This window comes from Roseibium sp. (assembly GCF_965229775.1).
GTDB lineage: Bacteria > Pseudomonadota > Alphaproteobacteria > Rhizobiales > Stappiaceae > Roseibium.
On the sequence record NZ_OZ245929.1, the window covers coordinates 511,202 to 525,579 of the forward strand.

Annotated in this window: 11 protein-coding genes and 1 pseudogene; 5 read left to right on the plus strand and 7 right to left on the minus strand. The window is 59.3% G+C overall.

Annotation, left to right across the window (positions count from 1 at the left end; genetic code table 11):
- Window positions 1-111 precede the first annotated feature (111 nt).
- The 3 genes from ACO07N_RS02215 to ACO07N_RS02225 all read right to left on the minus strand — a co-directional run bounded on the left by ACO07N_RS02215 (window position 112) and on the right by ACO07N_RS02225 (window position 4,671).
- A complete protein-coding gene (locus tag ACO07N_RS02215) occupies window positions 112-1,683 on the minus strand; it encodes a sulfatase (RefSeq protein ID WP_421979457.1) in 1,572 nt (523 codons plus the stop codon).
- Complete coding sequence (locus tag ACO07N_RS02220; RefSeq protein ID WP_421979458.1) at window positions 1,680-3,587, minus strand: TRAP transporter permease; 1,908 nt, start codon at window positions 3,585-3,587, stop codon at window positions 1,680-1,682. The genes ACO07N_RS02215 and ACO07N_RS02220 overlap by 4 nt, the downstream gene beginning before the upstream one ends.
- Before the next feature lie 76 nt (window positions 3,588-3,663).
- The gene (locus ACO07N_RS02225; protein ID WP_421979459.1) at window positions 3,664-4,671 is read right to left on the minus strand and encodes a TAXI family TRAP transporter solute-binding subunit; all 1,008 of its coding nucleotides are present in this window, start codon (window positions 4,669-4,671) and stop codon (window positions 3,664-3,666) included.
- Between the two features lie 89 nt (window positions 4,672-4,760).
- Between ACO07N_RS02225 and ACO07N_RS02230 the strand changes: the two genes are divergently transcribed.
- A complete protein-coding gene (locus ACO07N_RS02230) occupies window positions 4,761-5,672 on the plus strand; it encodes a LysR family transcriptional regulator (protein WP_421979460.1) in 912 nt (303 codons plus the stop codon).
- 289 nt (window positions 5,673-5,961) lie between these two features.
- Here the strand turns inward: ACO07N_RS02230 and ACO07N_RS02235 are convergent.
- Together ACO07N_RS02235 and ACO07N_RS02240 are read right to left on the minus strand one after the other, a co-directional pair.
- Window positions 5,962-6,120: pseudogene (locus tag ACO07N_RS02235) on the minus strand (hypothetical protein); the annotation flags it as partial.
- 13 nt (window positions 6,121-6,133) lie between these two features.
- Window positions 6,134-6,790, minus strand: coding sequence for a hypothetical protein (locus ACO07N_RS02240; RefSeq protein WP_421979461.1), 657 nt, complete (start codon window positions 6,788-6,790; stop codon window positions 6,134-6,136).
- A gap of 642 nt (window positions 6,791-7,432) precedes the next feature.
- Between ACO07N_RS02240 and ACO07N_RS02245 the strand changes: the two genes are divergently transcribed.
- From ACO07N_RS02245 to ACO07N_RS02260, 4 genes are all read left to right on the plus strand, one after another.
- On the plus strand, window positions 7,433-8,983 hold the full coding sequence (locus ACO07N_RS02245; protein WP_421979462.1) for an HTH domain-containing protein: 1,551 nt from the start codon (window positions 7,433-7,435) through the stop codon (window positions 8,981-8,983).
- Window positions 8,973-9,590, plus strand: coding sequence for a class I SAM-dependent methyltransferase (locus ACO07N_RS02250; RefSeq protein ID WP_421979463.1), 618 nt, complete (start codon window positions 8,973-8,975; stop codon window positions 9,588-9,590). The genes ACO07N_RS02245 and ACO07N_RS02250 overlap by 11 nt, the downstream gene beginning before the upstream one ends.
- Window positions 9,591-9,667: 77 nt before the next feature.
- Entirely contained in the window at window positions 9,668-10,426 is a 759-nt protein-coding gene (locus tag ACO07N_RS02255; protein WP_421979464.1) for an SIR2 family NAD-dependent protein deacylase, read from the plus strand.
- Window positions 10,423-11,073: a non-canonical purine NTP pyrophosphatase gene (locus ACO07N_RS02260; RefSeq protein WP_421979465.1), complete on the plus strand. Its 651-nt coding sequence runs from the start codon at window positions 10,423-10,425 to the stop codon at window positions 11,071-11,073. The genes ACO07N_RS02255 and ACO07N_RS02260 overlap by 4 nt, the downstream gene beginning before the upstream one ends.
- Before the next feature lie 376 nt (window positions 11,074-11,449).
- Here ACO07N_RS02260 and ACO07N_RS02265 read toward each other — a convergent pair whose 3' ends face one another.
- Both ACO07N_RS02265 and ACO07N_RS02270 read right to left on the minus strand, forming a co-directional pair.
- On the minus strand, window positions 11,450-12,883 hold the full coding sequence (locus ACO07N_RS02265) for a glyceraldehyde-3-phosphate dehydrogenase (RefSeq protein ID WP_421979466.1): 1,434 nt from the start codon (window positions 12,881-12,883) through the stop codon (window positions 11,450-11,452).
- 247 nt (window positions 12,884-13,130) lie between these two features.
- Entirely contained in the window at window positions 13,131-14,351 is a 1,221-nt protein-coding gene (locus ACO07N_RS02270; RefSeq protein WP_421979467.1) for an FAD-dependent oxidoreductase, read from the minus strand.
- Window positions 14,352-14,378: the final 27 nt, after the last annotated feature.

Consider the following 14,378-nt stretch of genomic DNA (forward strand, 5'->3'; position numbering starts at 1 on the left):
CCAAACAGCTACGCCAACTAATTGCACCAGGATTGTAGCCCCTTCCAGGTCACAATTCCTGCCTTCATCCGTCCTCTCGCACAATAGACTCCGGCTCCGGATCACCCCCCCTCACGCCCGATACGCCGGCAGCGGCGCGCGGTCCTGCAGGTCGATCATGCGGCGGAGCATGGTTTCGGTCACGGTGTGGCGGATGGCGGCGGCGCTTGGGGCTTCGTAGAGATTGGTGAGTTCGTGCGGGTCGGCCTCAAGGTCGTAGAGCTCGTTCCAGTCCTCGCCCGCGCGCAGGGACATGCGGTAGCGGTCGGTGACGACCGTGCGCACGCGCTGGGGGCGGTCGAAGCCGGTCATGGTGCGCTGGCTGTCCTCTTCCACCACGATCGCCTCCGGCGGCGCCGTGGTGATCAGGTCCCGGCCCTGCAGGCCGTTGAAGCCCTGTATCCCGGCCCGGGCCAGGACGGTGGCGGCAATGTCGATGGACGAGGCCAGCCCCGTGTCGACCGGGCTGTGCGCCGGGTGGGCCGGATCGTTCCAGAGGAACGGCACGCGGATGATCCCCTGGTAGTGCAGCAGCAGTTTCAGCATCAGGCCGTGATCGCCCATGTAATCGCCGTGATCGGAGGTGAAGATGACGACCGTGTTGTCGGCCAGCCCCAGGGTTTCGAGGCGTTTGAGAACCCGGCCGATGGCGTCGTCGATCATGGTGATCATGCCGTAGGTCAGGGCGATGATGGCCCGGGCCTCGACTTCGGTCACGGCGAAGGGGTTCTGGTTGTCGCGCGGGTCGGTGCCCTTCTCCATCGCCTCTTTCATGGCCCGGATCGGCGGCAGGTCGCCCTTGCCGAACGAGGCCGGCAGCGCCACATCGGCCGGGTCGTACATGTCCCAGTAGCGCCCGGGCGGCGTGAACGGGTGATGCGGATCCGGGAAGGACATCTGCAGGAAGAACGGCGCGTCACGTGTTGCCTGTTCCGTGAGCCAGGCTTCCGACCGGTCGGCGATCCACGAGGTGGAATAAAGTTCCTCCGGAACGGCGGTGCGCCAGGCCTGCGGCGCGGTGATGCGGTTGTCGGGCAGCGCATTTTCCGGGCCGGTCAGGCGATCGAAATCCGCTGTCTGCGCCCGCGCCCAAAGGAGATAGTCGCCGGAGGCCTGGTCGCCATGATCGGCGGCGACCTCGACATGGCCGAAGCCGTAGAAATCCCCTTTCAGCCGCTCGGCCAGGGGCGTGTCCCAGGCGGGCGCGACTTCGAGATCATAATCCGCCGAGTGCCGGTTGTTCTTGTAGGCATCGCGCAGATGCGCCGACGGGGTGCGCAAACCGTCCCGTGCCTCGAAGCGGTTGGTGGCGGGCAGGCCGGTGAAGCTCTGCAGGTGGGATTTGCCGATCAGGCCGGTGCTGTACCCGGCATCGCGCAGGAGTTCGACAAAGGTTGTGTGGTCCTTCGACAGGGGAATGCCGTTGTGGCGCGCGCCATGCACCGAGCACATGCGTCCGGTCATGATCGAGGCCCGGTTGGGCATGCAGATCGGGTTGGCGACGTAAAAGCGCTCCCACCGCGTGCCGCCGGCCGCAATCCCGTCGATGTTGGGCGTCTTCACCATCCTGTTGCCGTAGCAGCCCAGGTGATCGGCCCGGTGCTGATCGGTGATGATGAACAGGAAGTTGGGTCTCTGGGTCATTTCGGCGCCTCGGACATCGCGGCTTTGGCCCGGCCGGCATGGATATCGAACGCGATCAGCGCAAGTCCGATGGCAATGGCGGGCAGGTGGATCATCGGATCGGTGGCAAGGCAGGCGAACGCGGCGGCAAAGCGCACCACGATCTCCGGCACGGTCAGCCTGCGGCGGTCGAAACCGGACAGAGCCGACGAGAACAGCCAGATGCAGAAACACGTGCGGGCGACGATCCAAAGGAACGGCAGCAGGCTGAACTGCTCGATGATCAGGATCGTCGGGTAGAAGGCGAAGATGAACGGAATGATGAATTTCGCCATGCCCAGCCGGAACGACATGAACGCGGTCATCAGCGGATTGGCCTGCGCGATCGGCGCTGCCGCATAGGCGGCAATCGCGACCGGCGGGGTCAGCGACGAGGCAACACCGTAGTAGAAGACGAACATGTGCGCGGTCAGCATCGAGACGCCGAGTTCCTGGATGGCCGGTCCCATCACCAGGATGATGATCAGGTAGGCGGGCAGCGTCGGCATGCCCATGCCGAGGATCAGCGCCCCGGCCATGGCGACGAGCAGCGCCGAGAACAGGCTTTCGCCCCGGATGCTGGCAATGACATTGGCCAGCTTGAGGCCGAGGCCGGTGCTGTCCAGCGAGCCCACGAGGATGCCGATGGCGGCAATCGCAATCAACAGCGTCGCCCCGGATTCGGCGCCTTTAAGGAACGACTTCCAGAGCCGGGCCGGGTCGCCGCGCACCTCCGGGTTGATGACCGACAGCACCAGCAGCACCACGACCGCGTAAAAGCCGGCAGCGGAGGTGGACAGTCCTGCGACAAGCGATCCGATGACCACCAGGATCGGCCCGATGAACAGCACGGAGTTGATCAGGTCCGTCCGGGTGATCTGGTCGTCGACGGTCATTTCCTGCACCTCGATGCCCTGGCGGCGGGCTTCGACCGTGACGGCGGCGAACAGGCTGAAATAGTAGAAGAGCGCCGGCAGCAGCGCGGCGACGATGATGTTGAGATAGCCCGCGCCGGTGAGGTCGGCCATCACCAGGGCTGCAGCCCCCATGATCGGCGGCATGATCTGTCCGCCCGACGAGGCCGTTGCCTCGATCCCGGCGGCGAAGGTCGGCGAGAAGCCGCGTTTCTTGATCATCGGGATGGTGAAGGTGCCGGTGCCGACGATATTGGCAACGGTCGAGCCGGACATGGTGCCGAACATGGAGGACGCCAGGATGGCGGCATGGGCCGGACCGCCCCGGGTGCGGCGCGTGGCGAGGAAGGCGAATTTCAGCAAGGTGTCGCCCGCGCCGGTGCCTTCCAGCAGCACGCCGAAGATGATGAAGATGAAGACCGTGCTGAGCACGATGTTGGTGATCGAGCCGAACACGCCCTTGTTGGTGTTGTACCAGAGCGCCTCGGCGACCTCCTTCAGCGAAAAGCCGGAATGGGCGAGGATGCCGGGCAGGTCCTGCCCGAAGAGAAGATAGACCACGCCGAACGTGCCGACACAGAAGAGACCCCAGCCCCACAGCCGACGGCAGAGTTCCAGGAACACGACCAGGCCGGCGAGCGCCGGCCAGGCATCGCGATTGGTGACGTCATAGAGCGCGGTCTCCATTTCGGTCTGGACGAAGTAGAACGACCAGATCGACCAGAGCCCGGCGATGATCAGGGCGATATCGAGACCGAGATGGAGCGGCGTGGTGCCGCCCCGCCGCTTCTGCGAGACCGAGACGGCAACGATCAGGGCAAGCCCGAACCCGGCGGCCCGGTGCAGCTTGGGATCGATCAGGCCGACGCCTGAACTGTAGAGCGTGATCAAACCCAGGGCGAGACAGCTGAGCGCCGCTGCAAAGCCGAACAGGCGGGTCGTGACGCTGGCAGAAGAAGCCGCATCGGTCATGACGAACCATCACTTCTTGAAGGGATCGGGGACGCTGCCGGGTGACGGTGGCCCGCTGCCCGGCAGTCACGAAGGGTCAGGGGCGCAGGCCGTCCGGGATCGCGATGCCGGCCTCGTCATAGTAACGCACGGCACCTGGATGCAGCGGCACGTTGACCGAGGTGAAGGCGGTATCCTTCGTCACGTCCTTGAGGAAGAACGCGGTATTGTGCACCTCGGCAAGGTTCTCCCAGAACGCCTTGGTGGCATTGTAGACCACGTCCTCGTCGACGCCGGCATGGGTGCCGACGAACTGGGTGAAACCGAGCGCGGTGATCTCGCCGTCGGTCAGCTGCCCCTTGTAGACGTCGCCGTCAAACTGCAGCATACCGCGGCCCGGCCGGCCGAACAGGGCCTGCATCTCTTGGCTTTCGACCTTGTCTTCGGGGATCGACAGCACGCGGAACTCGCCACTGAGGCCGAACCGCTCGATATTGGCCGAACCGATCTCGGCGGGGCGCACCATCATGTCGATCTTGCCGTCGGCCAGCGCCGCGTAGCCTTCGCCCCAGCTCAGCCTGACGGCGGTATAGTCCTCCCCGGCGACGTAGCCGGTGATGATCTTGATCAGCGCTTCCGACGTGGCGGAGGCCGAGCCGGCGGGCGGGCCGGTGAACACGGTCTTGCCCTTGATGTCTTCCCAGCTTTCGATCCCCGAGCCTGAAAGGGTCACCGGGTGATAGGCCCCAGCCTTGAAGCCGAGAATGGCGCGGATGTTCTTGGCCAGTTCCGGCGCGCCTTCGATCTTCTCGTACATCCGCTTCTGGCCCGCCATCAGGTTGACCAGCGACGGCACGGTGGAAAAGAAATCGATATCGCCCTTCGCGCCCTTGAGCATCGACTTGGTCAGGGTCTGGCCGGCATTGACCTGGATCTCCACGCCGGACTTGCCGGCCTGGTTGGCGAAGGCGACGAACATGGTGTGAACCGGGTCACCGACACCGGCGGTTTCCCCCTTGAAGATCTGCGCGGACGCAGCAAGGGGCAGCGCCAGGACAAAGCTCGCGCCCAGAAGGGCCCGGCCGAGTGACTTGAAATGAAACATGCTATCCTCCCATAGACGTTTCCCGGACGTTACCAAGTCTGATTGATATGGAATAATCAAACTTTTGGGCTTATACATACCAATCAGTTATGAAACTTGACCCCAAACACCTGGCCCAGCTCTCGGTCGTCGTCGAGGCGGGCTCCTTCCAGTCCGCCGCCAATCGGCTCGGCACGACCCAGCCTGCGCTCAGCCGGAACATGAAGGCGCTGGAGGCGCGGCTCGGAGCGCCCCTGTTCCAGCGGGAGGGTCGGCGGTCGATCCCCAACAACCTGGCCCTGCGCCTGGCCCGGAACGGGCTGGCCATCCGGCTGGCCGAGGAACAGGCGGGCATCGTCGCGGACCAGTCGGCCAAGGGCTCCGTCGGCGAGCTGCGTATCGGTGCGCCGCCGATCGTCTCGGGCCGGTTCCTGAGCAACGCCCTGACGCCCTTCATGAAGGCCAACCCCAATTGCAGCGTCGAAATCCGCACCGGTCTGGTGCATGAACTCAGGACCATGCTGGAGCGCGGACAGGTCGATCTGGTCTTCGGACCGGAGAGCCTTGCCGAACCGGTCGACGGGCTGGTGTTCGAGGAACTGATCGACGACGGGGTCGGCGTCATGTGCCGCGCGGGCCATCCGCTCGCCGCGCGCAAGCGCATCATGGCCTCGGACCTGGAAGCCCAGGTCTGGCTGGCCCATTCCAGGGGAAGCCTGCTGCGCCAGCAGACCGAGGCGGCCATGATCGCCTCCGGCGTGCGCTCGATGCAGATCGGCTGCGAGACGGATTCCATCCGCTCGGTTCTGGAGATCGTTTCGGAAACCGACCTGATCACCACCATGCCGAAGGCCACCACCGCCTCCTACCTGGAGAACCGCCTGGTCTTTCTGCCCTTCGACCACCCGCAGTTTCACCGCCCCCTCGGTGCGATCCGCCGCACGAGCGCAAAATCCAGCCCGATCGAGGACCGGTTCCTGAAGGTGCTGAAGCAGAAGATCGCGCACAATCAGCACCGCTGAGGGTGCACATCCTCACGCCTGCGCCGCCTTGCCCTTCAAAAAGCCCAGATCGACAATCGCGACGAGAAAGGCAAGAAAGCCCAAAATCATGAGCGTGCCGCCGAGCGCGGTCGGGCTTGAAACAGGGATTCCGCCGATATTTTCGTATGTGAAACCGATACTGGCTGTCTGCGCGAAATTCGCCAGGAGGCCCGGTGCGAAATAGGCGATGAGCCACAGGTTGAGGCGCGTGCCCGCGATCCCGCAGGCGCTTCATCGACAGCACAACGGCCGGATAGAGGAAGAGCAGCAGGAGAGCGAACCCGATCCACTGGCCCGTGCGTCCGAGGATAAGCACAAGCCCCGTGACCGCGAGGGAGATCAGAACGCCGGCGACGAACAGGATCAGTAACCCGATCCAGAACCGGCCCCGCCCAATCCTTCCCTCCGCTGAAAACAGGAGGCTCATGTTGCGCGGTCCTTTACTGCGTGAAGGTGAAGGTCAACGTGCTCGACTGGCCTTCACCGATGGTCACGGACTGCGTGTGGGTCTCGCCGGTGTCCTCGTTCTTCAGCGTGACGTCGTAGATCCCCGGCGTCACGTAGTTTGCGCCCCGCTGGTTGCGCCAACCGGTCCGGCCGATCTCGCTGCCGCCCGCGCCGCCACCCTTGCCGTGAAAACCGAGTTCCATCAGCGCGTCGTCCGCCAGTCCTTCCGCTTCCAGAACCAGGCGGCCCTGCCCGGTGATTTCCAGTTCAAGCCGCTGGTTGCCGTCTTCGGCGGGGGGCAGCTCGACGATTTCGCGGTGGTCATGCCCCTTGAAGGTCAGCTCGACGCCGATCTCGCCGTCACTCAGCGGATAAACGCCGTCAACGCCAAGCGGGTCGAACCGCTCGGCCCAGTTGATCCAGAAGATCGACCCGTCGCCTCCCCTGTCAACACTTTCCACCTTGCCGACCTTGCTGAAGTTCCATTCAACATCGACACTGACATCCGTGCGCTCCGGCCCGAACACCGGCACGATCCTCAAGCCCTTGGGAGCCTCCCCCTGCCCGCTCTCCGTCTCGTCCCCGTTACACCCCGCCAGCCCGATCGCCAGCACGACAAGAAGAAGCGGAAACTTGATGCGTTTGAACACGGGACTTGCTCCGGTTTTGAAATGTCTGAAGGCCGGAAAGACCGGCGGCGGGAAAAAGAACTTAGTCAATCTGGTGCCGGTCGAAGACCGGGCGAGGTGAGCAAATCACAGAGGTGGCCCTGCGGATAGTTATGGGAATCCTTAGGGGGGAAGGGTCGGGTGGGCTGGGGTAGTGATTGGCGATCATCCGATCTTTGCAAGGAGAACCGAACTCTCCGCTACCTGAAATCGATTCGGGGCGATCTTCCGCTTTTGGTCGTTCGTCCTGCGCTATCAATAGCTTCGAAGCCGACAGCCTGCTTCGCCGGTTGCTGCGCGCGGGAAGCTACGAGGTAAACGCTGCAGCCGCGATCTCATTCTTATCAGAATAAACGGGATGCTTTTAATCTCGCGACCGTTCTTGTTGCGTGCCCTCCATCTCAAGTATCCACTAAACATAGTGGCATACTTGCGTAGCTGCGATTTTTGGATCGGAGAAAGGTAGAACGCTCACCGCTGGCTCACGGCCATCGCTTCGATGATGGCATAAGACATTTAGGCTGATGCGTATAGCAAGTCATTTTGGATCGCCAATGGTTGGCGTTCCTCTCAAATTCGAATAATCATTAGCCTGTGATGAGATTACTTTAGGTGGCGTAAGCATTGGAAGATGTCACTTATCTTTGGGTCGCCGAAACGGTTTTGAGGAAGCATAAGCGTCCTCTTTCTGCACGTGAGCTTGTCAACTACGGACTTGAAGACGAACTTTTTCCTGCAGCAGGCCTGAGCAACACTCCACAAAAGTCGATGCAGGCGCGACTAAGCGTTGACATCTTGCACAATGAAAACTCGGTTTTCATTAGAACTGGTCGAGGACGTTTCTATCTTCGTGAATTGCTTGCACAACAGCAGCCCGGCGATTTAGCAGCCCTCAAAATTTACAAGGCTGAGCGCAGGACCCCAGCTCCTTCGTCAGAGATGGTTCTTTGCATACCAAAGACGACCTACAATACCTTCCTTCAATACCAAGGCATTGGCAACGAAAACCCATACAATCCACTCACAAAACTTCAAGATTCTGAAATATCTTATCTACCACGCTCTATCGCCGAAACAAACGATGACTACAAACAAGTAATTACTTACACGATAATTCAATATCAGTCGAAAATTTTGACTTTTCGGCGAGGACTTTATAATCGAGCCGCAAAGTTCCTACGAGGCGCGCAGTGCGTCGGCTTTGGCGGACACGTGAATGAGCATGACAGAGACCTGTTTTCGAGAGATGACCTTGGCGTGCGCCAGAACGCAGCTAGGGAGATATCCGAGGAACTGATGTTGCCCAGTGGTAGACCGCAAGTGAATGCTAACGATCTAGAATTCCTCGGAATACTGAACGACGACTCTTCGGATGTCGGCATCCGCCACATGGCGGTTGTTCTGAGATACTGGGTAGATGATTGGTCTAAGTGGAAGTCCGTCGGCCGGGGCGAAGTATCCATTAACAAGATAAAATGGCTAGATACGCTCAAGGAAACTATTAATCTATCTGAATTCGAATACTGGTCTCAGATTGTAATTCGCACGCTCTTCAAGAGCTCTATGAAGATGGTACCAAGTTACAAAATTCAAAAAAGATCTATATTCAAAACACCACATATACTCTGCGTTGTCGGATCTATTGGGTCCGGCAAATCCGTTACCAGTGCTCTTTTGCGCGAAAGACATGGCTACATAGGCGTGAACTCTGGTCAAGTGCTGGCGAATTTAATGCAAATGCCGCCTATTCCAACCACGCAGCGCGATGTCTTCCAATCGGCTGCTGAGGCATTCATCGAAGGACCGAAGGGCCCCGAAGAATTGGGGCGTGCTCTAGCGACTCAAGCCGCTGCAACCGGTTTGGAGTTAGTTGTAATCGACGGAATAAGGCACCCTGAAACACTAGAGGCTTTAAAAAAATACTCGCAACTACCAGTAGCATTGTTTTATGTATATACTCCTCCAGACGTTGCTTTTGAGATGTACCGTGACCGGGAAGGTCACGCCGAGCAAGGCATAACATTTCTGGAGTTTGTCAGGCTGTATAATGCAACTGTTGAAAGCAAAATTCGATATATGATTGGAGACGCGGACGTAATTATATTCAATTGGCTTGGACTTGAAGCTTACGAACTGGCATTGTCCGCTCTCATGGAGGAACTTGATGCTAGTTGAGTCAAATGGTGGCTACGACGAGGGATACGAGGCTGTTACTGGTTTCTGGGGCACTACGCCTGGGTCGCTTGTCCGGATACACCTTGCGAAAAACGACGTCACCGGACTGAACGTCCTAGATGTCGGCGCAGGCGAAGGCAAGAACGCAGCCGCCTTCGCACGAGCTGGTGCAAATGTCACCGCGGTAGAGTGTTCTGCGACCGCGGTTAAGAATGGGCACACGCTGTTTCCAAACGACACAATAAATTGGATACATGGCGACGCCCTAGAAATCGATTATCCAATGGATTCTTATGACGTCGTCATTTCTTATGGACTGACGCATTGCTTGCCATCTGAGGCCTCCGCGAGTCGGCTGATTAGGGACCTCCAAGCCTTGGTTGCCCCAGGTGGCACATTCATTTTAGTTTCTTTCAATTCAGGCAGTCACGACCTCTCAGCCCATCCAGGATTCAAGCCACTGTTGCTTGACCACACTTGGTTCGTGGAGATTTTCGAAGGCTGGTGTTTCAGTAGCTTGTCCGATTCTATCCTTTTCGAAACACACCCCCATAACAACATTCCGCATCACCATACCCTTACCAGATTGATGGCAACCAAACCATGAGGGCAACAGTTCCCCTAGAACTGAAGAAGCTCTATCGACAAGGGCGCGTGGTCCCATTCGTAGGTGCCGGTGCATCTATGTCCTTTGAGTGGACGACACCGGGCTCAACCAGTGTCCAACGGGGCCCGTCTTGGTCGGAGATGGTGAGCGAGGCCTGCCGCTTGATGGGATATTCTGATCCAGAATTACTTCGATATCGGGGAACCGACCTTCAGATTCTTGAATTCTTCGGCCAGAAGAAGGGCAACTTTGCCCCTCTTACCAATTGGCTGGTCAGAAAGCTCGACGTTGACGATGACGCAATCAAACAGTCGAGGGTACACACCGCCCTCGCTGCCTTGTCGAACTCGAAAACTTACTACACTACAAATTACGACGACCTGCTCGAACGTTCACTGCGCTTGGCAGGAAGGCAGGTTAGAGTAGTTGCCCGAGAACGCGACATAGGAGGAAATGAACCTGTCGAAGTCGTCAAGTTCCACGGAGACTTCAACAATCCCGATCTGATGGTATTTTCCGAAGCTCACTACTATAAGAGGCTACGTTATGACACGCCCCTTGATTTTAAGTTGCGCTCAGATCTTCTGAATCGGGTGGCGCTATTTGTTGGTTACAGCTTCAGTGATGTGAACATTGGACTTTTGTTCGACCAACTTAACGAGCTACTTAAGACTCTACCAGACAGCGACACCGGCAAGAGGGCTTACATCGTTGTCAACAATCCGTCCGATTTCGAATATACTCTATTTCAAAAACGTAACATCGAAATCATACCAACCTTCGGCGACAAACGTACCGAAACGCTAGTCGAGGTCTTAAAGGAGATTGTGGCATGAAAAAGCGCTCCATCTTCTACGCTACGAGAAGCAAATTCAAAGACGAAGAGCTCTCTATTATATCCGAACTAGATTTCGTAAACGAGTTTGGAGAAAATTGTCGCATCGGTGACGCTATCGACTTTCATGTTTCCGACATCCCAACCGAAGAACCGCTCGAAATAGATCTCGAACAGATGGTGCGACACAAGGCGCGTTCCGCATACAAGAGGATCCTAGCGCCATGCATTGTTGAGCACGCAGGGTTGATACTTGAAAAGAACGAAGGCAGCGGCTTTCCAGGCGGATTAACACAACCAATGTGGGATGCACTCGGTCCAGATGGGTTCCTCGATCGAATAGGTTGCGGCGGTGAGCGCGCCATAGCGCGCGCTGTCGTCGGCTATTGCGACGGGATGTCTATCCATACCTTCATCGGCGAGACGAAAGGTCAGCTCGCTGAGTTTCCCGCAAAGGGGCGCGGTTTTTATTGGGACGTCATTTTCAAGCCCGATGACGATCAATCGGGCAGAACGTACGCCGAAATCGCAAGCGACGGCGATGGCCTCGAAGTCAAGTTAGAAATCTCGCAATCCACCAAAGCGATCCGAGAATTTGCAAAATTCTTGTCCGCACAATCCGGCGATGCTCTTTTCAGTATTGCTTAGTAATCACACGCTCTCCGTAGGATGGCGGAGAAAACACATCCGACTATTTTCCGTAGCCTACGCTGCATCGGAAGAAGCGCTGCCTCTTTTTTTGTAGCGCCCATACAAGGGTCAAAAAATGACTCAATTGCCATTTCGCGGCTCCCGCGTTCGCTTAGTTCCTCCATCGGCTGCGTGCGAACAGTTCCCTCCCTGCCCCAATCCAGTCACGCGAACGAGCCACGACGAGTATCAGCGCGCGCCCGGCAGGTCTTCGAAATTTCTCCACCAAAACAAAGACCTGCCCTCGGCTGCGGCACCATGGTGTTGATGGACAGAACCCTAGCCGCCGCTCCCGCTCGCAAATCCACCTCCGCAGTCGCCCCTGCTATTTGCCTCACTCCGGCACCGACGGATACTTCATCCCCGCGACTTCCTGCATCAGGCGGATGACCTGGGTGCTGTAGCCGGCTTCGTTGTCGTACCAGACATAGAGAACGAGGCGGTTGCCGTCGACGATGGTCGCCTGGCTGTCGACGACACCGGCATGGGTTGATCCGACGAGGTCAGAGGAGACCAGTTCCGTGGAGGCCGTGTAGTCGATCTGGTCCTGCAGGGAAGATTGCACCGAGACGCCGCGCAGGTAGTCGTTCATTTCCTGATCGGTCGTTGCGCGCCCGAGGTTCAAATTCAGGATCGCCATGGAGACATTGGGAACCGGCACACGCACCGCGTTGCCGGTCAATTTGCCCTTCATTTCCGGCAGGCATTTTGCCACCGCGCTGGCAGCACCCGTGCTCGTCAGAACCATGTTGAGCGGCGCGGCGCGGCCGCGGCGGTCGCCCTTGTGGTAGTTGTCGATCAGGTTCTGGTCGTTGGTGAAGGCATGGATGGTTTCGACATGGCCGTTGTCGATGCCGAACTCGTCGTTGATCACCTTCAGCACCGGCGTGATCGCGTTGGTGGTGCAGGAAGCCGCGCTCAGGATGGCGTCGTCCTCGGTGATGTCGCCATGGTTGACGCCATAGACGACATTCTTGATCGCGCCCTTGCCCGGCGCGGTCAGAATGACCTTGGACGCCCCCGGGCACTTCAGGTGCTGGCCGAGCCCCTCTTCGTCGCGCCAGATGCCAGTGTTGTCGACCACCAGCGCATTGTGGATGCCGTATTTGGTGTAATCTACCTCGGCGGGAGAATTGGCGTAGATCACCTGGATGGTGTTGCCGTTGGCGATGATGGCGTTCCGCTCCTCGTCGACGGTGATCGAGCCGCTGAACGCGCCGTGGACGGAGTCCCGCCGCAGCAGGCTGGAGCGTTTCTTCAGATCCTCGCCCTTGCCGCCGCGCACGACGATCGCACGAAGGCGCATCTTGTTGCCCGCGCCGACACGCTCGATCAGCATGCGCGCAAGCAGTCGGCCGATCCGCCCGAAGCCGTAGAGAACCACGTCCTGCGGCTCCTGCAGGATGGTGGTTCTTCCCGTATTGATACTGGCCAGCTGTTTCTCAACGAAAGTCGCGGCATCGCCGCCCTCTTCCATGAAACGGTGGCACAGCTTGCCGAGGTCGACGCGGGACGCGGCAAGGTCCATCTCCAGCATGGCTTTGACGATCTCAAGGCTCTTGGAGACCTCCAGTTCCTGCCCGGTGATCTGCAGCGCGTAGCGGTGCGCCTTGATAATCTCGATGGCGGAGTTGTTCAAGAGCCGGCGTCCGAAAATCCGGATGTTGATGCCGTAGTCGCGATAAAGGTGACCGACCAGCGGGATCATCTGCTCGGCGGCATATTGTTGTTCTTTCCAGTTGTCGAAGTGATGATCCGTCGTCGCCATGTCGAAAGTGTTCCTCAGCGCAAATCCAGCAAGTGTTCGGCAGGCCTCCAAGGTCAGATCCCCGGCCCGCGCCCGCTGTCTAACGCCTGTTGAAAGCCGATGTCCAGTAGACGTTCGGAGCTTAATCGATTGAAATTGAAGGAAGAGTTCCTGGCCGGGGCCCAGCGCCAGGAAACGCAGTCTCAGGGGCTGTGCCGTGACCTGAAAATCGTCCCGTGACCGCTGGGCTTGTCTTCCGCCGACAGGATCACGGATAGGCGCGCTCCAGGGTTTGCCGCGCCCTCCGAACGATTTCTAAATCCGGAAGGGCGGCGAGGTCCCGGGCAGGCCCAGCGCCGTTGAAGGCAACGATCACCGGCTCACCGGTATAGAAATGCAGGTTCAGCCACTGATTGAACTGGCCTTCGGGCAGGCCGTTTTCCGGTGTCGCGATCCAAGTGACATCCTTATCCCAGAAGACGTCGTCATAGCGCAGGTAAACCTTGTCGAGCGTGCCCATTCCGAGCCTTGCAATCGCCTCCTGTTTCCAACGCGGCACGGGAGGCGAAATGGTGATCGCGCCCTGTTTCAGAACACCCAGCGGCACGGTCAGGATGACCGCATCGAACGTTGCCTCCCGGCCTTCACTGTCGCGCAGACGGACGCCGTCTTGGTCAACATCGATATGTGTCACGACATGCCCGAACCTTATGTCCAGGCCGGCGGTGAGCCCGTCCAGAAGCTGGTCATACCCTCCGGTCAGGATCACCTCTTCGCCATCATAATCGGCATCCGCCCGGTAGGCCGCACCGTTCACGTCTTCAGCATCTGCAGCCAGGGAATGTTGCACCTCCAGGACGTTTTCCAGCCAGGCCGGTGCGTCCGCATCGGAGATCTCCCGGCCGTCGCCGCCGCGAATGACATAGGTTTCGTCGGTGGCCCGCCTGACGAGGCCCTTCGTGCCGGCAAGGTCCGTGAGCGGGTTGCCGTCGGTGCCGTGGATCCAGCTGGCTCCGAGATCAAGCGGCATTCCCAGACTGCGATCCGTGACGATCCGTCCGCCGGTGCGGTGGCGCGCCTCCAGAACGGTGACCTCATAGCCTTCCTCGGTCAGCCGGTTCGCCGCCGCGAGACCGCTGGCGCCGGCCCCGACAACCGCCACCGCCTCGGCCTCCGTGTTTCCAAAGACGGCCTCGGCAGCCATAAGCCCGGACTCGTAGGCCGCGTGAACCGTGCTGTTGTAGTCCGGATGTGCCGCCTCGCCCGCAAAGAAAAGCCGGTCGCCGACGGGTTCTCCGAGGGCCGCATGGTCGCGCCGCCGCGCCCCCTTGGCGACATAGGAATAGGATCCGAAACTGTAGGGATCGCGGCTCCAGTTCGTCCTGAGATATCCCGTCGGCGCCCGTTTGCCCTCCGCCAAAACGGACAAGGGGACGAAACCGGCGGCCATGGCAGAGATCGCAGTTTTCAGCAAGGTTCTGCGTTTCATGGTCGGCCTGCTTTTTGCGCGCATGCG

Excerpts from the sequence above, each read along its gene's own strand:
- ACO07N_RS02215 (WP_421979457.1), bottom strand. The coding sequence starts at position 1,683 with ATGACCCAGAGACCCAACTTCCTGTTCATCATCACCGATCAGCACCGG.
- ACO07N_RS02220 (WP_421979458.1), bottom strand. The coding sequence starts at position 3,587 with ATGACCGATGCGGCTTCTTCTGCCAGCGTCACGACCCGCCTGTTCGGC.
- ACO07N_RS02225 (WP_421979459.1), bottom strand. The coding sequence starts at position 4,671 with ATGTTTCATTTCAAGTCACTCGGCCGGGCCCTTCTGGGCGCGAGCTTT.
- ACO07N_RS02230 (WP_421979460.1), top strand. The coding sequence starts at position 4,761 with ATGAAACTTGACCCCAAACACCTGGCCCAGCTCTCGGTCGTCGTCGAG.
- ACO07N_RS02250 (WP_421979463.1), top strand. The coding sequence starts at position 8,973 with ATGCTAGTTGAGTCAAATGGTGGCTACGACGAGGGATACGAGGCTGTT.
- ACO07N_RS02255 (WP_421979464.1), top strand. The coding sequence starts at position 9,668 with ATGTCCTTTGAGTGGACGACACCGGGCTCAACCAGTGTCCAACGGGGC.
- ACO07N_RS02260 (WP_421979465.1), top strand. The coding sequence starts at position 10,423 with ATGAAAAAGCGCTCCATCTTCTACGCTACGAGAAGCAAATTCAAAGAC.
- ACO07N_RS02265 (WP_421979466.1), bottom strand. The coding sequence starts at position 12,883 with ATGGCGACGACGGATCATCACTTCGACAACTGGAAAGAACAACAATAT.
- ACO07N_RS02270 (WP_421979467.1), bottom strand. The coding sequence starts at position 14,351 with ATGAAACGCAGAACCTTGCTGAAAACTGCGATCTCTGCCATGGCCGCC.